General features: G+C 62.3%; 18 protein-coding genes. 13 read left to right on the forward strand and 5 right to left on the reverse strand.

Going from position 1 to position 20,505, the window contains the following annotated elements; genetic code table 11:
- Nucleotides 1–5: 5 nt before the first annotated feature.
- From AC6I97_RS22205 to AC6I97_RS22215, 3 genes are all read right to left on the reverse strand, one after another.
- A complete protein-coding gene (locus AC6I97_RS22205) occupies nt 6–1,541 on the reverse strand; it encodes an ABC transporter substrate-binding protein (RefSeq protein WP_224093979.1) in 1,536 nt (511 codons plus the stop codon).
- Between the two features lie 236 nt (nt 1,542–1,777).
- Entirely contained in the window at nt 1,778–2,785 is a 1,008-nt protein-coding gene (locus tag AC6I97_RS22210; protein ID WP_497946811.1) for a Gfo/Idh/MocA family protein, read from the reverse strand.
- A 50-nt stretch (nt 2,786–2,835) separates the two neighbouring features.
- Nucleotides 2,836–3,681 carry a sugar phosphate isomerase/epimerase family protein gene (locus AC6I97_RS22215; protein ID WP_497946812.1) on the reverse strand — a complete coding sequence of 282 codons (846 nt, stop codon included), beginning with the start codon at nt 3,679–3,681 and terminating at the stop codon, nt 2,836–2,838.
- 212 nt (nt 3,682–3,893) lie between these two features.
- Between AC6I97_RS22215 and AC6I97_RS22220 the strand changes: the two genes are divergently transcribed.
- Nucleotides 3,894–4,913 (forward strand): LacI family DNA-binding transcriptional regulator, encoded by a 1,020-nt coding sequence (locus tag AC6I97_RS22220; protein ID WP_497946813.1) that lies wholly within the window; start codon nt 3,894–3,896, stop codon nt 4,911–4,913.
- A gap of 442 nt (nt 4,914–5,355) precedes the next feature.
- On the opposite strand, the gene nadE is transcribed toward AC6I97_RS22220, so the two are convergent.
- Both nadE and AC6I97_RS22230 read right to left on the reverse strand, forming a co-directional pair.
- Nucleotides 5,356–6,177, reverse strand: coding sequence for an NAD(+) synthase (nadE, locus tag AC6I97_RS22225; RefSeq protein WP_497946814.1), 822 nt, complete (start codon nt 6,175–6,177; stop codon nt 5,356–5,358).
- 197 nt (nt 6,178–6,374) lie between these two features.
- Nucleotides 6,375–7,091: a FadR/GntR family transcriptional regulator gene (locus tag AC6I97_RS22230; RefSeq protein WP_497946815.1), complete on the reverse strand. Its 717-nt coding sequence runs from the start codon at nt 7,089–7,091 to the stop codon at nt 6,375–6,377.
- Nucleotides 7,092–7,376: 285 nt separating this feature from the next.
- Between AC6I97_RS22230 and eat the strand changes: the two genes are divergently transcribed.
- From eat to AC6I97_RS22290, 12 genes are all read left to right on the forward strand, one after another.
- Entirely contained in the window at nt 7,377–8,807 is a 1,431-nt protein-coding gene (eat, locus tag AC6I97_RS22235; protein WP_497946816.1) for an ethanolamine permease, read from the forward strand.
- A 50-nt stretch (nt 8,808–8,857) separates the two neighbouring features.
- Nucleotides 8,858–10,240, forward strand: coding sequence for a glutamine synthetase family protein (locus tag AC6I97_RS22240; RefSeq protein WP_497946817.1), 1,383 nt, complete (start codon nt 8,858–8,860; stop codon nt 10,238–10,240).
- Nucleotides 10,221–10,991 carry a gamma-glutamyl-gamma-aminobutyrate hydrolase family protein gene (locus AC6I97_RS22245; protein WP_497946818.1) on the forward strand — a complete coding sequence of 257 codons (771 nt, stop codon included), beginning with the start codon at nt 10,221–10,223 and terminating at the stop codon, nt 10,989–10,991. The genes AC6I97_RS22240 and AC6I97_RS22245 overlap by 20 nt, the downstream gene beginning before the upstream one ends.
- Nucleotides 10,988–12,358, forward strand: a complete 1,371-nt coding sequence (locus tag AC6I97_RS22250) for an aldehyde dehydrogenase family protein (protein WP_497946819.1) — start codon at nt 10,988–10,990, stop codon at nt 12,356–12,358. The genes AC6I97_RS22245 and AC6I97_RS22250 overlap by 4 nt, the downstream gene beginning before the upstream one ends.
- A 30-nt stretch (nt 12,359–12,388) precedes the next feature.
- On the forward strand, nt 12,389–13,171 hold the full coding sequence (locus tag AC6I97_RS22255) for a 3-oxoacyl-ACP reductase (RefSeq protein WP_224166207.1): 783 nt from the start codon (nt 12,389–12,391) through the stop codon (nt 13,169–13,171).
- Nucleotides 13,172–13,474: 303 nt separating this feature from the next.
- Nucleotides 13,475–14,158, forward strand: a complete 684-nt coding sequence (locus AC6I97_RS22260; RefSeq protein ID WP_224095085.1) for a PadR family transcriptional regulator — start codon at nt 13,475–13,477, stop codon at nt 14,156–14,158.
- A 90-nt stretch (nt 14,159–14,248) separates the two neighbouring features.
- The gene (locus AC6I97_RS22265) at nt 14,249–15,007 is read left to right on the forward strand and encodes a MerR family transcriptional regulator (RefSeq protein WP_224095084.1); all 759 of its coding nucleotides are present in this window, start codon (nt 14,249–14,251) and stop codon (nt 15,005–15,007) included.
- Nucleotides 15,008–15,051: 44 nt separating this feature from the next.
- Nucleotides 15,052–15,654: a TetR/AcrR family transcriptional regulator gene (locus tag AC6I97_RS22270; protein ID WP_224095083.1), complete on the forward strand. Its 603-nt coding sequence runs from the start codon at nt 15,052–15,054 to the stop codon at nt 15,652–15,654.
- Between the two features lie 108 nt (nt 15,655–15,762).
- Entirely contained in the window at nt 15,763–16,599 is an 837-nt protein-coding gene (locus AC6I97_RS22275; protein ID WP_497946820.1) for a sulfurtransferase, read from the forward strand.
- 84 nt (nt 16,600–16,683) lie between these two features.
- Nucleotides 16,684–16,842 (forward strand): hypothetical protein, encoded by a 159-nt coding sequence (locus AC6I97_RS22280; protein WP_497946821.1) that lies wholly within the window; start codon nt 16,684–16,686, stop codon nt 16,840–16,842.
- Between the two features lie 228 nt (nt 16,843–17,070).
- Complete coding sequence (locus tag AC6I97_RS22285) at nt 17,071–18,582, forward strand: aldehyde dehydrogenase family protein (RefSeq protein WP_497946822.1); 1,512 nt, start codon at nt 17,071–17,073, stop codon at nt 18,580–18,582.
- Complete coding sequence (locus tag AC6I97_RS22290; RefSeq protein WP_497946823.1) at nt 18,583–20,223, forward strand: GMC family oxidoreductase; 1,641 nt, start codon at nt 18,583–18,585, stop codon at nt 20,221–20,223.
- Nucleotides 20,224–20,505 lie beyond the last annotated feature (282 nt).

The following is a 20,505-nucleotide window of genomic DNA, read 5'->3' on the forward strand; positions in this document are numbered from 1 at the left end:
GGTTCCTACTTGGCGGGCGAGTAGTTATAGATGGACGGAACGGCCTGCTGTACTTGCGGGGTGACGTTCACTTTGTCGTTGTGGTAGTACATCTGGTTCACGCGGAAGAGCGGGGCGAACCATGCCTGTTCCACAACGTACTTGTTGACTTCCTGGGCCAGCTTGCCGGCCTCTTCGCCACCGGTGCGCACAGCCTGGATCTTCGCCTCGAGTTCAGGTGTGGTGGTCTTGAAGGGGTTGTACAACGCCTTGGTGGAGACGATCTGGTCGATCGCAACGGTAGGTTCACCCTGGAAGAGGTTGAAGAAGAGCGCCTGGTACTTCTGTGCCGCGACGTCAGCGGTGAACGTGTTGGTGATGGCCGCGCCCGGTTTCAGGGTGATTCCAACGTCCGCGAGCTGTTGCTGCATGACAGAGATAAGGGTTTCAGCTCCGGGCAGGGTGGGAACGTCAAGGGTTACCTTGCCCTCGAAGCCGGAGTCCTTCAACAGTTGCTTGGCCTTGGCGGGATCGTAGCTGTAGTAGTTCTCCAGCTCCTCCGTCCAGGCGCCGCTTTCCTTGCCGAACGGCTGCGAAGTAGGCGTGCCTTGGCCCAGCATTACCTGTTCCAGAATGGTCTTGCGGTCGAATGCATAGTTGATAGCCTGGCGGACCTTGACGTTGGCAAGTGCGGGGTTCTTTGTGCCGTCCCGATCCAGAAGAAGCAAACCGGACCAGTCAACCTGGTTGGTTTCGAGTTTCATCTTGGCACCCTCTGCCTGCTTGCCGTTCTTGGGATCCAGGAGCGTGGCATCGATCTGGCCGGAAACCAGGGCGTTGGTGCGGGCCGTGGGATCGGTGAGGATCTTCAGGGTCAGCTTCTTGTACTTCTGCAGGTCCTTGTTCCAGTATCCCTCGCGGGCGGTGAAGACCGTCTGGGAATCTTTCACCGAGGCCGCTTTGTCCATCACGTACGGTCCGGAACCAACGGGTACGGTCTTGATCGCATCAGTGCCGAGCGCTGCGGGGCTGCCCATCAGGCCGGCGGCTTGGCTCAGGAAATACTCCAAGGCCGGCTCTGGAGCGCTGAGGTTGATGTCGATGGTGTCCTCGTCCACCACGGCGATGTCCGATACCGATCCGAGCTGGGCCATCTGCGGGCCGTTGGCCTTCTTGAAGTGGTCCAGGTTGGCCTTGGCTGCTGTGGCGTCGAACTTGGCGCCATCGCTGAACGTGACGTCCTTCCGGAGGTCCACGGTGAGCTTGGTATTGGTGTCGTTGTACTTCCAGGCGGTGGCCAGCATGGGGCTGAGCTTGCCGTCCGGTTCGCGCAGGATCAGGGAGTCATAGGCTGCCTGGTACGGCTGTAGTGCGTGGCCGACGTGAGCCTGGGCAGGATCCCACGAAGTGATGTCACGGAGCGTGCCCAGCGTCAAGGCCGTGATGGATTTTCCGCCACCGGCGTTTGAACCAGCTCCGGCTCCTCCGCCGCCACATGCGGTGAGCGCCAGGGAGGCGCTGAGTACGAGGGCGGCTGCTGCCGCCTTTGGACCTAACTTCATTGTCGGCTCCTAATGAGTCTTTGGCCTGACGCGAATCAGAACGAAGGTTGTGGCGTGGACCACATTTTTATCGGTGTGGGACTTACATTACGGAAGGAATCCCAGCTTGGCAACCGATTGTCAAAAGTTTCTGAAAATGTTGCCAAGTTGCCAGGATGTTGGACTCGGTTCCCTGAATTGGAGGCGAAAATGGCCGGAAACTTCGGGCCGGAATCGCCGGCAGACCCGGCTGCGGTTCAGCTCACCAGCTCCAACTGGTCCGGATAGCTCTGCGCATAGATGTCCTTGACGATCCGGAGCGACTTGGCTGCCTCTGCCGGACTTATCCAGAAAGGCCCCTCGTCCTCGAGCCCGGTGTAAAAGTCTTTGATCAGCAACTCATGCGAGACGCCCCAATAGGACCTGCCGCCCGTTTCCGCCACCCGCTCCGGGATGACATCCACGGTGCCGTCGTCGTAAGTCACCGTGAGGTCGCCGCGCAGGCTGAGCGTCGCCTTTTCGGTCACGATGTCCAACGAGACCGGCGCATTGACCGCATTGGCCAAAGTTGCATAGAAGACACTCCGCGCGCCGTTTACGTGCTCGGCAACAAACTCCGCGGTGTCTTCCACCTCAATCACGCCGGCCAGCGATCGCGTCGAGGCCCGGCCTTCCACCTTGGCAACATCGCCAACCAGCCATTGAAGCAAATCGACAGTATGGATTGCCTGGTTCATCATCAGGCCACCCCCACCCTCCAGCCAGGTGCCGCGCCAAGGCCGGTCGCGGTAGTAGTCGCCGTTCCGGTGCCACATGACTGTGGCCGATGCGCCGATTACCCGACCCAGCCCCCCGCCGTCGAGCATTTTCCGCATTGCCTGGGACGTCGCGTTGTAGCGGTTCTGGAAGCAGACGGCGATCTTAGCCGGGCTCCGTTCAGCCGCATCAATGAGCCGCTTCCCCTCTGCAAGCGTGTGCGCGAGTGGCTTCTCGACGATCACATTGACGCCGCGCTCCAGGCAATCGGCTGCCAGTGAGGCATGGAGGTGGTGTGGGGTACAAAGATGCACGACGTCGGGACGCGCCTTCTCCAGCATGTCCAGATAGTCCGTGTACCCCGGCACGTTGTGGGCGCCTGCTGCCCCTTGCAACCGCCCGGGATCGGTATCGCAGACACCGACCAACTGGACGTCGTCCATGGTTGAGATCGCCGAAAAGTGGATCGTTGAGATGTCACCGCAACCGATGACTGCCGCTGTAGGCATTTCCTGCTCCTTTGAAGGATGGTGCTGGTGCGTTGCGGCCGAGCCGGCTGTCAGGCCAGTTCGACGCCATTCCTGGCTGCCAGGCTCGCGAAAGCCCTCGCAGCAATGCCGAAGGCTACGGGTCCGGAGTACCCACCCAGCTCGTGGGCGTTGGCGAGGTGCGGCTCCAAGGAGGCGAAGCCTGTGAAGCCGTCGGCCTTGAGTGCGGCAATGGTGGCATCCAGTTCGCCGTCACCCTGCCCGGCAGGAACCACCTCACCCGTATCGGCCAAGGCATCCTTTACCTGCAAGTACTCAAGGTACGGACGCAGCATCGCATAGCCCTCGGTGTAAGGCTTGACGCCTACCTGTACGAAGTTGGCGTTATCCCACGCCACCCGGAGCGCCGGGGACGCCACAGTCTCCATGATGTCCAGCACCCTCTCGGGCGTATCGCCGTAGATGCCCTTTTCGTTTTCGTGGAGCAGGACGATTCCACTGGCTTCGGCCTCGGCAGCCAATGCCCTCATGCGTTCCATGACGGCATCCCGGATTTCTTCCTGGCTCTGGCCTTCGGCGCGGTAGAAGGAGAAGATCCGGACGTACTTGGCGTCAAGGCCCTTGGCCACTGAGATGATCTGGCGGAGTCGATTGACCTCATGCTCCACGGGAAGGCTGACGTCCACCTTGCCTATGGGGCTGGCAACGGCAGAGACTTTGAGGCCTCTTTCGTCAAAAATCCCTTTGAGCCGCTCCACTGCTTCCTTTTCCAGCTCGGACACGTTCACGTCCCAGGCGCTGCGGACTTCGATATGGCTGGCGCCGAGGGCCAGGAGTGCAGCGGCCTGGATTGCGGGATCGGGGTCTATCTCATCGCCGAAACCGGACAGGCTCCACACGGCATTGGGTTGAGTCACGAAATCTCCTAGATATTGCCTGTGGCGGCTGGTTCCGCGCGGCGCCGCAAGGGTGCGGTGACACAGTTCACAGGCGGTGCTGTTCCCTGAGTTTAGCCAACTTGGCATCCTCATGACAACCGATTGCCACAATCTGCCATGCTGTGGCATTCTTGATAAACGGTGTGGCAGCAATCACAGCCGGATGACCCGTTGTTCAGAGAGGAACACCCATGGCGACACAACCCGTGGCATCAGACCGGCCCGCCACCATCCATGACATTGCCGCCCTGTGCGGAGTCGCTGCATCTACTGTGTCCCGGGCGCTCACCAACCCGGACCGCGTCAATATCCGCACCCGGCAACGGATCCAAGCTGCCGCCGTCGAACTTAATTACACGCCGAACTCCCAAGCAAAGGCACTGAGCTCCGGCCGGACCGGAGCAGTTGGGGTGCTGGTGCCCGATATCACCAACCCGTTCTACTTCGACCTCATCCGCGGAACGCAGCTGCAACTCAAGGCTGCAGGGTACACACAGTTACTGGTGGACACCGAGGAATCCGATGAAGTTGAGGCCAGCACCTTGGAGCAGCTGCGCCAGAGTGCTGACGGCGTGATCGTTGCAGCCTCCCGGTTGAATGACGAGTCCCTCGCCGCTGCTGCCGCCAAGATGCCCATGGTCACCGTGAACCGTGACGTCGTCGGCGTTCCTGCCGTCATCATCGATACTCCATCCGCCATGCCGCAGGCGCTGGACCACCTTATTTCCCTGGGGCACACATCCGTGGCCTACGTAGCCGGGCCGGTAGTCTCGCAGTCGAGCGCCCGGCGCTGGGCCTCGTTGTCCGCAGCGGCCGAGGACCGTGGAGTGGATGTTCGCAGCCTCGGCCCCTTTGCTCCAAAGACGCAGTCCGGCGCTGCCGCTGCCGATGCCGCAGTCCACAGTGGAGTGACTGCCTGCATTGTCTTCAACGACCTCATAGCCATCGGCATGTTGCAGCGGCTTCGCGAACGCGGCCTGCGCGTGCCCGAAGATATGAGCATCGTGGGTTGCGACGACATCTTTGGTGCCGACTTCTGCAACCCACCTCTGACGACCATGAGCTCACCCATCGAGCAAGCCGGCCGGGTGGCGGTGTCCATGCTGCTGGCCCAACTGAACCCCTTGGCAGGAGGTGGCAACCGCAGCCGCTCCGTCATGCCCACCCATCTCACCGTCCGCGGCTCCACAGGTCCGGTCTCTTCCGGCTAGATCGGAGGTTTGGGGATCGTTCTCTCACATCCCGCCGCCGTTGACGGATCGTTCTCTCACATCCCGCCGCCCTTGACGGATCGTTCTCTCACATCCCGCCGCCCCACAGGCAACGTTCTCTCACATCCCGCGGCCCTTTACGGATCGTTCTCTCACATCCCGCCGCCCCACAGGCAACGTTCTCTCACATCCCGCCGGCCCACAGGCAACGTTCTCTCACATCCCGCCGCCCTACAGGCAACGTTCTCTCACATCCTGCACGTCGGCACTCAACGCGTTTGTCCCACGTCGGGCCGTGCGGCCGTAAGGTTTTCGTGGGACTGCGTGATGGGAGCTCCGCGTCGAAGCCCGGTGCTATGTGCGAGCGCATCGGCCAAAAGCACGTTTGATGTGAGAGAACGACCGCCAAAAACCTATTGGATATGCGAGAGGAAATGCGGGGCTATTTCCACCACGTGTCGAAGATGGTGACCGGCACTGTGCGCTTGTGGCGCGTGCGGAGATACTTCTGCTCAATGATTTCCGCAACGCCGTCGGAAACTTCGCGGCCTTCAAGGTAGTCGTCGATTTGGTCGTACGTGACTCCGAGCTCGTCTTCATCGGTACGGCCTGGTTTGTCGTCCAGCAGGTCAGCCGTGGGCACCTTCTGCCAAAGTCGCGCGGAAGCGCCCAACTCGGCCAGGAGTTCGCGGTTCTGGCGTTTGTTCAGACCGAACAGCGGCAGGATGTCCGCACCGCCGTCGCCATATTTAGTGAAGAAGCCCGTGACGGACTCGGCGCCGTGGTCTGTGCCGATCACCAGATAGTTGTGTTCGCCGGCGATTGCGTACTGGGCAACCATGCGTGCGCGGGCCTTGGTGTTGCCTTTGTGAAAGTCGGAGATTTCAGCGCCAGTGGTTTTCTCGAACTCTTCCTCGAATCCGTCCACGGCGCGGGAGATGTTGAAGGTCCGTTCGGTTTTGGCCTTGATGAAGTCCAACGCGGCTTGGGCATCGTCTTCGTCGTGCTGAATACCGTAGGGGAGCCTGACCGCGACAAAGTTCGCGTTAACGCCTTCAGCTTCCAATTCCTCGACTGCCAGCTGTGCCAAGCGACCGGCAAGAGTGGAATCAAGCCCCCCGGAGATGCCCAGCACAAAGCCGTTTGTGCCCGTGGCTTTCACGTATTCCTTCAAGAACGTGACCCGTTTGCGGACCTCCTCTTGGGGGTTGATCCGGGGCTGGACGCCCATTTCCTCGATGATCTTGGCCTGGAGTTCGCGCATGTGTCCAACACTAGTCAGCCGCATGACAAAGGCTCAACCATATTGCGACGCGATTCGACGTCCTTTGATTCGACCTGGGCGGCCTCGGATGTGAGAGAACGATCACCGAAAAGCCGCACGATGTGAGAGAACGATCACTGAAAAGCCGCACGACGTGAGAGAACGACCGCCAAAAAGCCGCAGGACGTGAGCGAGGATCAGGCGAGGAAGCCGCGCAGCAGTGAAGCCGTTCCTTCCAGGTGTTCGATGGTGGCCCGCTCGGCGGCGGGGGCATCGCCGCGCAGGATCGCTTCGGCGATCTCGGTGTGTTGTTCGTTGGCATGTTCCAGGTTGGTGCTGAGCAAGGGGATCCGGTCCAGGAGCTCGTTGAGCCGGGACCGTGTTTCGGCCACGGCGCCTACCAGGCTTGCGGAGCCGGACAATTCGGCAATCGCGATGTGGAACCGGGCGTCGCGCGGACGGTAGCCCAGGGCAGGGGAAGCGCTGACTTCAGAGAGGCAGACCTGTAGGTGTCGGCGGGCAGCTGCGGAGAGGTCCGCTTTGGCGGCCAAAGCAGCGGCGGCAGGCTCGATGATGGACCTGAAGAGCAGGACGTCCTCCACTTCGGCGGGGTCGAGCGGTCCTTGGTCCGGCTGGCGCTGGACTGCCGTTGTGGAAACGTATGTTCCGCCGTACCGGCCGCGCTGGACTTCCAGATAGCCGGCGCTTTGCAACTCCCCCAAGGCGTCGCGAAGGGTGGCGCGGGAGACTCCCAATTGTTCGGCCAGTTCGCGTTCGGGCGGCAGTTTCTCGGCCGGAGCAAAGATCCCCAGCTTGATGGTCTGCAGGATGTGTTCGATGGTCTCTTCGAACGCGTTGCCGCCCCTGACTGGGCGCAGCATCGAGAACGACGGGCCAAACGGTGAGTCCGGCACGGCATCTCCTTCCACGGAATGCGGGCTGCGCCAACCAATGAGGCCATTCATAGGGCGCTGCTGCCTCCATGCTACCCACGCCGAGCAATAAAGGTCATCAAAGAAACCATTGGACACGCCTCGAATTGTGATCCAAGTCATCAGGTTTTTCAGAAAAGTCTTGACTCGTGGCGAATCACGCTCCAGACTTTGAAGCACACTTTGGACTGAAAACAGTCCTTTAGGATCTGATTGATCCCCCGCTCGACTTTTCCCAGAAGCATTCCTCAGACGATAGGAACACGCATGGAAACAGTGCACCAGCCGCCCGGCGGCGAGGATGAGTATTTGAAGCACCGGCGCCTCAAACGGGGTGCCGCCGGATGGGTTCTCCTCGCGGGACTTGGAGTGGCCTACGTGATCTCCGGCGATTTCGCCGGCTGGAACCTGGGCCTGGCACAAGGAGGCTGGGGCGGCCTGCTGATCGCTTTCCTTCTCATGGCCGTGATGTACACCTGCATGGTTTTCGGGCTCGCTGAGCTCTCATCAACGCTCCCGACGGCGGGGGCCGGCTATGCGTTCGCCCGCCGGGCCCTGGGACCACTCGGTGGATTCGCAACCGGCATGGCGGTCCTGATCGAATACGCGGTGGCACCGGCAGCTATTGCCACCTTCATCGGCGGCTATGTGGAGGCACTTGGTCTCTTTGGCCTCACCAACTCGTGGCCGGTCTACCTGGTCACGTACGTCATCTTCATCGGCATCCACATCCGCGGAGTCGGCGAAGCCCTCAAGATCATGTTCGCCATCACCGCGGTGGCCACCATCGCCCTGGCCGCCGCCGTCGTCGGCCTGCTTCCAAAGTTCGATTCGGCCCGGCTGTTCGATATTGTTCCCGATGGATCCGCAGGCTCCAGCGCGTTCCTGCCCATGGGTATCAGCGGCATCCTGGCTGCGCTGGTCTACGGAATCTGGTTCTTCCTTGCGGTGGAGGGCGTTCCCCTCGCGGCTGAGGAAACGTCGAATCCAAAGCGAGACATGCCCCGTGGAATCATTGTGGCCGTCATCATCCTGGTCGTTTTTGGCGCGCTGATGCTGGTTTTGGTACCCGGCGCAGCTGGCTCCCAAGCCATGAGCGAATCCGACAACCCGCTGCCTGAAGCCCTACGCATCGCCTATGGCGGCAACACCTTCCTTGCAGACTTCATCAATTACGCGGGACTGGCTGGTCTGGTGGCGAGCTTCTTCTCCATCATTTACGCCTATTCACGCCAGCTGTTTGCCCTCTCCCGGGCAGGCTACCTCCCCCGCTGGCTCTCCCTCACCGGCAAACGGCGCACCCCGTACTGGGCATTGATTGTTCCGGGCACCATTGGATTCCTCCTCGCGGCCATCACCCAGGATGGTGCCTTGCTCATCAACATCGCCGTCTTCGGCGCGACGGTTTCCTACGTCCTGCTGAACCTCTCGCACATCGTCCTTCGCAAGAAGGAACCCAACCTGGACCGCGGTTACAAGACGCCGGGCGGGATCGTCACGACGTCGATTGCCCTGGTCCTGTCCGCGGTGGCAGTCGTGGCGACGTTCGTCGTCGACGTCTTTGCCGCTTCCATTACGGCAGCGATTTTTGCCGCTGCCCTCCTTTACTACTGGCTCTACAGCCGGCACCGGATCGTGGCGGGCGCACCCGAGGAAGAGTTCGCCCAACTCGCCATGGCCGAGGCCGAGCTGAAGTAGCAGCCAGCAGAACCTGACATCCACTCACAGAACCACACTGCGGAGACATCATGAATTCCCACATCCAAGAGTCCAGCCGGAACCGGCAGCTCACCGTCGACGAACTGCGCGAAGCCGTAGCAAGGGGCGAGATCGATACTGTCATTGTCGCCATCACCGATGCGCTGGGTCGCCTCCAGGGCAAACGCTGCGGTGCGCGTTCCTTCCTTGAAGACGTCCTGGATCACGGCGCGGAGGGCTGTAACTACCTGCTCGCCGTGGATGTTGAAATGCAAACCGTGGACGGCTACGCGATGTCGTCCTGGGAGACCGGCTACGGGGACATGGTGATGCTGCCGGACGTTTCAACACTCCGGAAGGTCCCTTGGCTCGAAGGCACAGCCATCGTGCAGTGCGATGTCCTGTGGACAGACCGGACGCCCGTGGCAGCATCACCACGGCAGATCCTGAAAGCGCAGATCGAACGGCTCGAAAAGCTGGGCTACCGGGCCCACGTTGGCACCGAGCTTGAGTTCCTGATGTTCGATGACTCATACAACCAGGCCTGGCAGAAGAACTACACGGGCCTTGCGCCGTCGACGCAATACAACGTGGACTACTCGCTCCTTGCCACAGCCCGGTTGGAACCAGTGATCCGCTCCATCCGCAACAACATGGAAGCCGCGGGTCTGGTGGTCGAGTCGTCCAAGGGCGAATGCAATCTCGGCCAGCAGGAAATCACGTTCCGCTTCGATGAAGCCCTCGCGGCCTGCGATAAGCACACGTTCTACAAGAACGGCGCCAAGGAAATCGCCGACCAGCACGGCAAGAGCATCACGTTCATGTCCAAGTTCAACGAGCGTGAAGGCAACTCCTGCCACATCCACTTCAGCCTCACCGACCTGGACGGGAACCCGGTACTGGCGGGCGACGGCGAACACGGCTTCAGTCCCCTGATGGAACGCTTCGTTGCGGGTCAACTCGCCGCGCTGCGCGAACTCGCCTACTTCCTGGCGCCCAACATCAATTCCTACAAGAGATTCGTGGAAGGCAGCTTCGCCCCGACGGCGATCGCCTGGGGCCTGGACAACCGCAGCTGCGCGCTCCGCGTGGTGGGTCACGGCCGCGGCCTCCGCACCGAGAACCGCGTGGGCGGCGGCGACGTGAACCCCTACCTCGCCGTGGCTGCAATGATCGCCGCAGTCATCCATGGCATCGAGAACGATCTCCAGTTGCCGGCAATCACCAAGGGCAACGCTTACGAATCCGATGCGGAACGGCTGCCCACTACGTTGCGGGACGCGCGGGACCTCCTGGCCGAGAGCAGCATTGCCCGCAAGGCTTTCGGCGACGACGTGGTGGACCACTACGTCCACGCCGCCAACGTTGAGCTCACCGCTTACGACAGCGCCATCACAGATTGGGAGCGGGTCCGTGGCTTCGAACGTCTCTGAAACTTACGGGCAACCGTACAAGCCCAGGATCGCGCTCACCAGTTACCTTCAGGAGGCCTCCTGGGGAGTGTGGAATACGACGGCGGCAATCCTCCCGGGAACGTACGTGGAGGCAGTGGTCGCAGCCGGAGCAACACCAATCCTGCTCCCTCCGCTGGGCACCGACGAATCCGTGCTGGACCTGGTGGACGGCTTGATCGTGGTGGGAGGTCCCGACGTCGATCCTTCCCTCTACGGCGAGCCGCCGCACCCAGCTACCAAGCCGCAGCCGCTGCGGGACGCGCACGATTCCGCCCTGATCCGTGCCGCACTTGAGCGCCAACTCCCGCTGTTCGCGATCTGCCGCGGAGCGCAGCTCCTCAACGTCGTACTGGGCGGGACTTTGATCCAGCACATCCCCGACGTCATTCCAGACAGCAAGAGCCAGCCGGCACCTGGGGTTTACGGAGAAGCATCCTTCACAACTACCCCGGGCAGCCTCATCCATCACCTGCTGGGCGGCTCCGCCACCTCCCCGTGTTACCACCACCAGGCCCTGGACTCCGTGCCGGACACGCTCCGTGTAACGGCCAGGTCCGCCGATGCCTTGGTCCAGGCCGTTGAAACCACCGAAGGCGGCTGGGTTCTGGGTGTTCAGTTCCATCCGGAACAGAACCCCAACGATCTCCGGCTGTTCCGCGGGTTCGTGGAAGCTGCCGCCGGCTACCGCTCAGACCAGACCGCAACCATGAAAGCGATGTTCCCCGCATGACAGCAACAGTGTTTGATGTGATCAATCCGGCCACCGAGGAGGTCATCCAGACTGTTCCCTTGGCTGGCCCGGCAGAAACGGACGCAGCCATTGCCAAGGCAGCCGCCGCCTACGAGACGTGGCGGACAGTTGCCCCCGCGGACCGGGCGCTGCTGCTGCGACGGTTCGCTGCCGCCGTCGACAATGACCTGGAGAACCTCGCGCAACTTGAGGTGCGAAACGCGGGCCACACCATTGGCAACGCGCGATGGGAAGCGGGCAACGTCCGCGACGTCCTCAATTACTACTCGGCTGCTCCGGAACGTCATTTCGGCCGCCAAATTCCTGTGGCTGGCGGGGTCAACATGACATTCCACGAGCCCTTGGGGGTAGTTGGGATCATCGTGCCGTGGAACTTTCCGATGCCCATTGCAGGATGGGGATTTGCCCCCGCGTTGGCCGCAGGCAACACTGTTGTGCTCAAGCCGGCGGAGGTCACGCCGTTGACCGCCATCCGCCTCGGTGAATTGGCGCTGGAAGCGGGGCTTCCCGAGGGCGTCTTCCAGGTGATTCCCGGCAAGGGTTCCGTGGTGGGCCAGAGGTTTGTCACGCATCCGGCGGTTAGGAAGGTTGTCTTCACCGGCTCAACCGGCGTGGGGAAGCAGATCATGGCCGGCTGCGCGGACCAGGTGAAGCGGGTGACGCTTGAGCTGGGCGGCAAGAGTGCCAACATCATCTTCGACGACGCCGACCTTGAGATGGCTGCGGCCGCCGCTCCCGGTGGCGCTTTCGACAACGCCGGGCAGGATTGCTGCGCACGTTCCAGGATCCTTGTGCAGCGCAGCGTCTATGAGCGCTTCCTCGAGCTGCTGGAACCAGAGGTCCTCGGCATGCGTGTCGGAGACCCTGCAGATCCGGCCACCACAATGGGTCCGCTGATTTCGGCCCAGCAGCTGGGCACGGTTTCCGCTTTCGTGCCCGACGGCGCCCCGGTCGCCTTCCAGGGGAAGGCGCCGGAAGGGCCGGGCTTCTGGTTCCCACCCACGGTGCTCACACCGGATGTGAAGGCGCCGTCGTTCACGGACGAGATCTTTGGGCCGGTTGTTGCCGTGGTGCCGTTCGACGACGAAGCCGACGCCATTCGAATAGCCAACAACACCGAGTACGGCTTGTCCGGCTCGATCTGGACGTCCAAGGTGGACCGCGCATTGCGCGTAGCCCGGGGCGTCGAGTCCGGCAATCTTTCCGTGAATTCGCACTCGTCCGTCCGATACTCCACGCCTTTTGGCGGCTTCAAGCAGTCCGGCCTTGGCCGCGAGCTTGGCCCCGACGCGCTGGATGCCTTCAGCGAAGTCAAGAACGTCTTTATTTCCACCCAGTCCGCCTGAACTTTTTCCACTTTTCCAAGGAGAGCACCAATGCAATCAGTAGTTTCGAACCGTCTCGCAGGCCGCAGCGCAGTCATCACCGGCGGTGCCAGTGGCATCGGTCTGGCCACAGCACGCCGGATGGCCGCTGAGGGCGCCAACGTCGTCATCGCCGACATCGAACCGACGTCCGGAATCGCCGCTGCCAATGAAGTGGGCGGCCTGTTCGTCAAGGTGGACGTCACCAGCGAAGAAGAGGTTCGCAACCTCTACGCCCAGACCAAAGAGAGCTACGGCAGCGTGGATATCGCCTTCAACAACGCCGGCATCTCCCCCGCCGACGACGCTTCCATCCTCGACACCGGAATCGACGCCTGGCGCAGGGTGCAGGAGGTCAACCTGACCTCCGTCTACTACTGCTGCAAGTACGCCATCCCGTACATGCAGGAGCAGGGCAAGGGCTCCATCATTAACACGGCGTCGTTCGTGGCTGTCATGGGAGCGGCAACGTCCCAGATTTCGTACAGCGCCTCCAAGGGTGGCGTGCTGTCCATGAGCCGCGAACTCGGCGTCGAATTCGCCCGTCAGGGCATCCGTATCAATGCCCTCTGCCCCGGCCCGGTGAACACTCCCCTGCTGAAGGAACTCTTCGCCAAGGACCCCGAGAAGGCAGCCCGGCGGTTGGTGCACGTGCCCCTGGGTCGCTTTGCGGAACCCGAAGAGCTGGCCGCGGCAGTCGCCTTCCTCGCCAGTGACGACGCTTCCTTCATCACAGCCTCCACGTTCCTGGTGGACGGCGGGATCTCGGGCGCTTACGTCACTCCCCTTTCGTAGGCTTTCCCAAGAACCCCGACGGCGGGTGCGGACTTCACGTGAAGCCCGCACCCGCCGTCGGACTTTAACGTTCTCTCACATCCCAACCGTCCCCACCCGATGCTCTCTCACATCCCAACCATCCCCAACGCGATGCTCGCTCACATCCCAACCGTCCTAACCCGATGCTCGCTCACATCCCAACCGTCCCCACGCGATGCCCGATCCCCAAAAAGACTATTGACGTTCCGATAGTTACCGATATATCGTTAACTATCGCCGATATTCCTTCGGCGAACCACTAACCGAAAGGATGATGCTGTTATGAAAGGCATCCACAATCACGACGAAAGCTCGTTCCCGGAACACGGTTCCGGACTTCCCGAACATGGCCATGGACGCGGCCGCTTCAATCGCGGCAAAGGGCGCCGGGGTCCCCAAGGACACGGCGGACCCGGCCGCGGGCCAGGCTTCGGCCCGGGATTCGGGCCTGGCGGATTTGGTCCCGGCGGGTTTGGACCTGGCGGGTTCGGCCCCGGCGGATTCGGTCCCCGCGGGTTCGGGCCGGGCGGTCCCCGTCGTAACCGAGGCGACGTCCGCGCTGCAATTCTTTCCCTGCTCGCCGAGGCTCCTTCCAACGGCTATGGACTGATCAAGACCATCGCCGAGAAGACCTCCGGAGCCTGGCGTCCCAGCCCCGGGTCCGTCTACCCCACGCTGCAGCAGCTGGTTGATGAAGAGCTCATCACAGCCGTGGGCGAGGGGCGCAGGACGGAATTCACTTTGACGGACGATGGCCGGGCCTACGTTGCAGAGCATGAAGAAGAACTCGCCAACGCCTGGAACACCGAGGCTGACGGAAACATGCAGGAGTTCCACCAAAGCATCGGGAAACTGATGGGCGTCGTCCACCAGTTCCGCGCCGCGGCAACCGACGAACAGCGCAGGGCGGCGATCGAAAAGCTCGATGAAACCCGCCGTGCGCTCTACCTGATCCTGGCCGACTGATTCCTCCAATCCACCCCCTTGACCTTGACGTAACGTCAACCATTACTGTCAAAGGACAAGCCAGGAACGCGAAGGTCGGACGGAGGACACATGGACTGGTCGATCCAGGAAATTGCCAAAATGGCAGGGACCACCAGCCGCACGCTGCGTCATTACGACGATATTGGGCTGCTCAAGCCAAGCCGGACCGGTCATAACGGCTACCGCTATTACGACGGTCCGGCCTTGGTGCAGCTCCAGCGGATCCTCCTGCTCCGGGAACTTGGACTGGGCTTGCCTGCGATTGCCGACGTGCTGGCCCGGGAGACCGACACCGTCAAGGCGTTGAGCGGCCATCTGGAATGGCTTGGGCAAGAGCAGGACCGCCTGTCGCGGCAAATCGCGTCGGTGCGGCAAACCATTGACACATTGAAAGGGGATGGAAAGTACATGGCACAGGACATGTTTGACGGCTTCGACCACACTCAATACAAGGACGAGGTAGAGGAACGCTGGGGCAAGGACGCTTACGCCACCAGTGACGCTTGGTGGCGCGGCATGAGCGCCGAAGAAAAGCAGCAATGGAAGGACCGCTCCCGCCAACTGGGTAGCGACTGGATCTCCGCTGCCACATCCGGCATCGCGCCGGATAGCGCTGAAGCACAAGAACTGGCAAGGCGCCACGTGGAATGGCTCCGCGGAATCCCAGGCACACCGTCCGCCACACCCGGTGGAGACGTAAAAGGCTACGTCACCGGCCTCGGTGAAATGTACGTTGCTGATCCTCGATTTGCCGCGAACTATGGCGGCGAGCCGGGAGCCACGTTCGTTCGCGATGCCCTGCGGGTTTACGCGGAGGAAAACCTGTAGGCAGCCGGGATGCGCCGATTCGGGTTTGGCAATAGTCTGGCCGAATGGGTACAAGCACCGTAAAGTCCAGCGAACAGGTTGACAGGCAGACACGTATTCTCGAAGCGGCCCTGGAACTCCTGTCCCGCCACGGCATTTCGGGCATCAATATGCGAGCCGTGGCGCGTGAAGCAGGCGTGGCGCTTGGGCTCGTGAACTACTACTACGAGGACAAGTCGAGCCTGATCCGCGCGGTTCTGCACCGGATCGAAGAGCACGACCTCATGCTCGTGGAGCCGGAGCCGGCATCAACCCCTGAGGAGCAACTCCGGGAGTCACTTCGGCGCGTTGCGGACCCTGATCTCCTGACTACGCCGTACCTGTCCCTCCGCCTCCACCTCTGGGCCCTCGCCCAGGCTGACGAGGACTTTGCACGGATCAACGCGGCGGCTTTTGACCGGTATCTGGTCGGGCTTGCCACACTCATAGGGAATGCCAGACCCGGGCTTTCTGCTGATGAGTGCAGGGAGCGCGCGGCAGACATCGTCGTCGTGCAAAACGGCATGTGGCTCACCACGCTCCTGGGCATAGACAAGGCTGCTATCGAGCGAGGTATTGCCCGCACGGAGCAGATCGCTTTCGCCCCTTCGCGGGGTAACGACGGTTGAACACAGGCTCAGGGGATTCTGCGGCGACGGTCGCGGGCCCCTAGGCGCGCGTCCACATAATGGGACGTTTTTGCTCGAATAATGGACGCGTCCTTTAGCCTGCACTGTATGGACGATAGCCGGACAACCCAAGAGGACCTTCCGCCCTTTGTTGATGCCGCATGGCTCAAGGCACACCGAACCAACGTTGTCACCGCTGATGTTCGGTGGTACCTCGACGGCACGTCGGGTCGTGCAGCGTACGACGGCGGGCACCTTCCAGGCGCGCTGTTCGTGGACCTGGATTCATGGCTGTCGGGCAGTTCGGGACCACACGGCCTGAACCCTCTTCCCGACCCTGAAGTGTTCGCGCAGGGAATGTCTTCCCTGGGAATCGGCGACTCCACCACCGTCGTCGCCTATGACGATGCGGGAGGAGTCATCGCAGCACGGCTGGTGTGGATGCTGCGTGCCCTCGGGCATCGGGCGGCGCTGCTCGACGGCGGGATTGCCGCATGGACAGGAGCGCTGGAGACGACGCCCGCCAAGCCGACGCCCGCGACTTTCACGCCGTCTCCGTGGCCGAAGGAGCATCTCGCCCGGCTTGAGGACATTAAGGCAGGGGCTACCGGGATCATCGTCGACGCTCGAAACGCCGACCGCTTCGACGGAAGCCTCCAGCTGCCCACCGATCCCCAAGCCGGACACATCCCCGGCGCCGTGAACGTCCCATGCCGTGGGAACCTAGACCCTGACGGACGCCTGCGCCCGATCCTTGAGGTCCGACGAGCGTTTGCGAAGGTTGGGATCGAAGATGCGACTGCCGTCATCTCCTACTGCGGATCAGGCGTCACGGCATGCCACAACCTTCTCGCCCTCGAGCATGCAGGACTCGGCCGCGGCCGCCTCTACCCAGGCGGATGGTCAGAGTACGGAGCCGAGGCTCGCCGAGCCGAGCTTGGCTGACAGGCGCCGTACGAGTACCACTGGTCCACGGAAATCGCTCGTGGTTTGCGTAGCATGGGGGCTCAACGACTATTGGGGGTAGTAATGAATTTGGGTCCAGCCTTCGGAATTATGGGCATCCTGTACGCGGTCTTCATGATCGCGGTGGCCGCCCTGGCCGTGTACGCCCTGGTCTTGGCCGTCATCTTCCTACGGCTGAGAATCGCTGAGTTGAAGAAGGCAGCACGGGCCGGGGACCGCTGATTCCGCTGCGCGCTTTCGGCTTAACGTGTGCCGGAGAGCCAAGAATCGAATACTGCGAATAGCTTCCGGACCACGACGGCGCCCTCCGACAACGGTAGGGCGCCGTTGTTGTCCCCCGGAATAGCACCCACACCACCCCCTCACCACGCGAACGCGCAGCCCGCAATCTTGAACATTTGTTCATATCTACTCTTGAACAGATGTTCAAGATGAACTAATCTGCATCGTATGACCCAAGCCACATTCTCCGATTCCGCATCCACTCTTTTCATCAACGGCGCGTGGGAGCCGGCCGCGTCCGGCGCGGTGCGCCAGATCCACAACCCGGCCGACGGCGAACTGGTCGCCACGGTCTCCGAGGCTGGCCGCGAAGATGCCGAGCGCGCCATCTCGGCAGCCCGTGCAGCCTTTGACTCCGGCGTCTGGTCCTCTGTTCCGGCGCCCGATCGCGGTGCATTTCTGCTGAAGGTCGCCGCGGAACTGCGCGAACGCCGGGAGAAGTTCGCCCGCGCTGAATCGCTGGACACGGGCAAGCGGATCATCGAAAGCCGTATCGACATCGACGACATCGCTGCCTGCTTCGAATATTTCGGAAGGCTCGCCGGGCAGTCGGCAGGCCGCATAGTCGATGCTGGCGACAACGCCGTCGTCAGCAAAATCGTCTACGAGCCCGTTGGTGTCTGCGGCTTGATCACGCCGTGGAACTACCCGCTGCTGCAGGCTGCATGGAAGATCGCTCCCGCGTTGGCCGCTGGCTGCACCTTCGTCCTCAAGCCTGCCGAGCTGACTCCTTCCACGGCAATCCTTGCCATGCAGTTGCTTAAGGACCTTGGCCTGCCCGACGGCGTCGCCAACCTCCTGACAGGCCCCGGAGCCAAAGCGGGCGCACCCCTCTCAGAGCACCCTGACATTGACCTGGTCTCCTTTACCGGCGGCCTGGAAACCGGCAAACGCATCGCAGCGGCGGCCGCCGGAACCGTCAAGAAGGTCGCCTTGGAACTTGGCGGCAAGAACCCCAACGTCGTGTTTGCCGACGCGGACTTCGACGCCGCCGTCGACAATGCGTTGAACGGCGCGTTTGTGCACTCTGGCCAGGTCTGCTCTGCGGGGGCGCGGTTGGTTGTGGAGGAATCCATCGCCGAGCGCTTCGTCGACGAGCTGGTCCGCAGGGCAAAGGACATCCGCCTCGGCGGCCCCTTCGACGATGACGCCGAAACCGGACCGCTCATCTCTGCAGAGCACCGCGACAAGGTCCACGAGTACGTCCAGCGAGGCGTTGCGGAAGGCGCGCGGTTGCGTTGTGGCGGTGCGGCGCCTGAAGGGGAGAAGTACGACGCCGGTTTCTACTACCAGCCGACCATCCTGGACCGCGTCCAACGGGGAATGTCGGTTGTGGTTGACGAAGCCTTCGGCCCGGTAGTGACCGTGGAGACCTTCCGCACCGAAGACGAAGCCGTAGCCACCGCGAACGACACCATTTACGGACTGGCCGGCGCCGTCTGGACCCAGGACGCCGGCAAGGCGCAGCGGGTAGCAGGCCGTCTGCGGCACGGCACCGTTTGGATCAACGACTACCACCCTTACCTTCCGCAGGCCGAATGGGGCGGCTTCGGCCAGTCCGGCGTCGGCCGCGAGCTCGGTCCCACCGGCCTCGCTGAATACCAGGAAGCAAAGCACATCTACCAGAACACCAACCCGCAGGTAACCGGCTGGTTCGCTGACCGCAGCAAGGAGAAATAGATGCACACCGAGAACATCGAGAACCTCAACGACCGGGGGTTCGACTACGTCGTCATTGGCGGCGGCTCGGCCGGGGCCGCTGTAGCCGCACGCCTGAGCGAGGATCCTTCCGTTTCCGTGGCACTTGTTGAAGCCGGTCCGGATGACCGCGGCCTCCCCGAGATTCTGCAGCTTGACCGCTGGATGGAACTGCTGGAGTCGGGATATGACTGGGACTACCCGGTGGAGCCGCAGGAGAACGGCAACTCCTTCATGCGCCACGCCCGCGCCAAGGTCATGGGCGGCTGCTCCAGCCACAACTCCTGCATCGCTTTCTGGGCCCCGCGCGAAGACCTGGACGAGTGGGAGTCAAAGTACGGCGCCACCGGCTGGAACGCCGCCGCGGCCTGGCCGTTGTACCAGCGGCTGGAAACCAATGAGGATGCAGGCCCGGACGCTCCCCACCATGGCGACTCGGGGCCCGTGCACCTGATGAACGTTCCCCCGGCGGATCCCACCGGCGTCGCGCTCCTTGATGCCTGCGAGCAGGCCGGCATCCCCCGCGCAAAGTTCAATGACGGCAGCACTGTGATCAACGGGGCAAATTTCTTCCAGATCAACCGCCGTGCGGACGGGACGCGTTCCTCCAGCTCCGTCTCCTACATCCACCCCATCATCGAACGCGAAAACTTCACGCTGCTGACCGGCCTGCGGGCGCGCCAACTGGTGTTCGACGCGGACAAGCGCTGCACCGGCGTCGACGTCGTTGACTCGGCTTTCGGCCGGACCCACCGGCTCACAGCGCATCGCGAGGTGATCCTCTCAACCGGAGCCATCGACTCGCCCAAGCTCCTCATGCTGTCCGGCATCGGCCCGGCCGCGCATCTGGCCGCACATGGCATCGACGTGGTGGTCGATTCCCCCGGCGTCGGCGAGCACCTCCAGGACCACCCGGAAGGCGTGGTGCAGTTCGAGGCCAAGCAGCCCATGGTGCAGACCTCCACCCAGTGGTGGGAGATTGGCATCTTCACCCCCACTGAAGAGGGCTTGGATCGTCCGGACCTGATGATGCATTACGGCTCTGTCCCGTTCGACATGAACACCCTTCGGCACGGCTACCCCACCACGGAAAATGGCTTCAGCCTCACCCCGAACGTCACCCATGCCCGGTCCCGCGGAACCGTCCGGCTGCGCAGCCGGGACTTCCGCGACAAGCCGATGGTAGACCCCCGTTACTTCACGGATCCGGAGGGCCACGACATGCGGGTCATGGTTGCCGGCATCCGCAAGGCACGGGAAATCGCCGCGCAGCCTGCCATGGCTGAATGGGCTGGCCGCGAGCTCTCGCCCGGTATCGAGGCACAGACGGACGAGGAACTGCAGGATTACATCCGCAAAACGCACAACACGGTCTACCACCCGGTCGGTACTGTCCGGATGGGTCCCGTGGACGATGACATGTCACCGCTGGACCCCGAGTTGCGGGTCAAGGGCGTTACAGGCCTGCGGGTTGCCGACGCCTCCGTCATGCCGGAACACGTCACCGTCAACCCCAACATCACCGTCATGATGATTGGTGAGCGGTGCGCGGACCTCATCAAGGCCAGCCGGACGGTTGAATCAACGACGGCGGAGGCGGACTTCAGCTTGACCCCCGCCTGAGACGCGATTGCCAGTGAAAGCACCGGTGGAGGGTGCATGCAGCGCCCCCACCGGCGTTTTCCATGCCCACGTTTCGGTGCCCGCGAGCACTTACGCCTTGAATGAGCGCCCCGCATTATCTTGAACATTTGTTCATACACAAGTCTTGAACGCCTGTTCAATCTGAACTAACCTCTTCTTATGACCCACGCCACACCTATACGGTCGCGGCTTGGCGGGCAGGCCTGGACTTCGACCACCTCGAAGGCCCAACCAGCCCCGTTACAACCATGGGGGAACAGC

This window comes from Arthrobacter sp. TmtSoilC48 (assembly GCF_059739425.1).

Bases quoted from the DNA above. Each gene is read 5' to 3' on its own strand.
- AC6I97_RS22205 (WP_224093979.1), bottom strand. From the start codon at position 1,541: ATGAAGTTAGGTCCAAAGGCGGCAGCAGCCGCCCTCGTACTCAGCGCC.
- AC6I97_RS22210 (WP_497946811.1), bottom strand. From the start codon at position 2,785: ATGCCTACAGCGGCAGTCATCGGTTGCGGTGACATCTCAACGATCCAC.
- AC6I97_RS22220 (WP_497946813.1), top strand. From the start codon at position 3,894: ATGGCGACACAACCCGTGGCATCAGACCGGCCCGCCACCATCCATGAC.
- nadE (WP_497946814.1), bottom strand. From the start codon at position 6,177: ATGCGCGAACTCCAGGCCAAGATCATCGAGGAAATGGGCGTCCAGCCC.
- eat (WP_497946816.1), top strand. From the start codon at position 7,377: ATGGAAACAGTGCACCAGCCGCCCGGCGGCGAGGATGAGTATTTGAAG.
- AC6I97_RS22240 (WP_497946817.1), top strand. From the start codon at position 8,858: ATGAATTCCCACATCCAAGAGTCCAGCCGGAACCGGCAGCTCACCGTC.
- AC6I97_RS22250 (WP_497946819.1), top strand. From the start codon at position 10,988: ATGACAGCAACAGTGTTTGATGTGATCAATCCGGCCACCGAGGAGGTC.
- AC6I97_RS22255 (WP_224166207.1), top strand. From the start codon at position 12,389: ATGCAATCAGTAGTTTCGAACCGTCTCGCAGGCCGCAGCGCAGTCATC.
- AC6I97_RS22260 (WP_224095085.1), top strand. From the start codon at position 13,475: ATGAAAGGCATCCACAATCACGACGAAAGCTCGTTCCCGGAACACGGT.
- AC6I97_RS22265 (WP_224095084.1), top strand. From the start codon at position 14,249: ATGGACTGGTCGATCCAGGAAATTGCCAAAATGGCAGGGACCACCAGC.
- AC6I97_RS22270 (WP_224095083.1), top strand. From the start codon at position 15,052: ATGGGTACAAGCACCGTAAAGTCCAGCGAACAGGTTGACAGGCAGACA.
- AC6I97_RS22275 (WP_497946820.1), top strand. From the start codon at position 15,763: ATGGACGATAGCCGGACAACCCAAGAGGACCTTCCGCCCTTTGTTGAT.
- AC6I97_RS22280 (WP_497946821.1), top strand. From the start codon at position 16,684: ATGAATTTGGGTCCAGCCTTCGGAATTATGGGCATCCTGTACGCGGTC.
- AC6I97_RS22285 (WP_497946822.1), top strand. From the start codon at position 17,071: ATGACCCAAGCCACATTCTCCGATTCCGCATCCACTCTTTTCATCAAC.
- AC6I97_RS22290 (WP_497946823.1), top strand. From the start codon at position 18,583: ATGCACACCGAGAACATCGAGAACCTCAACGACCGGGGGTTCGACTAC.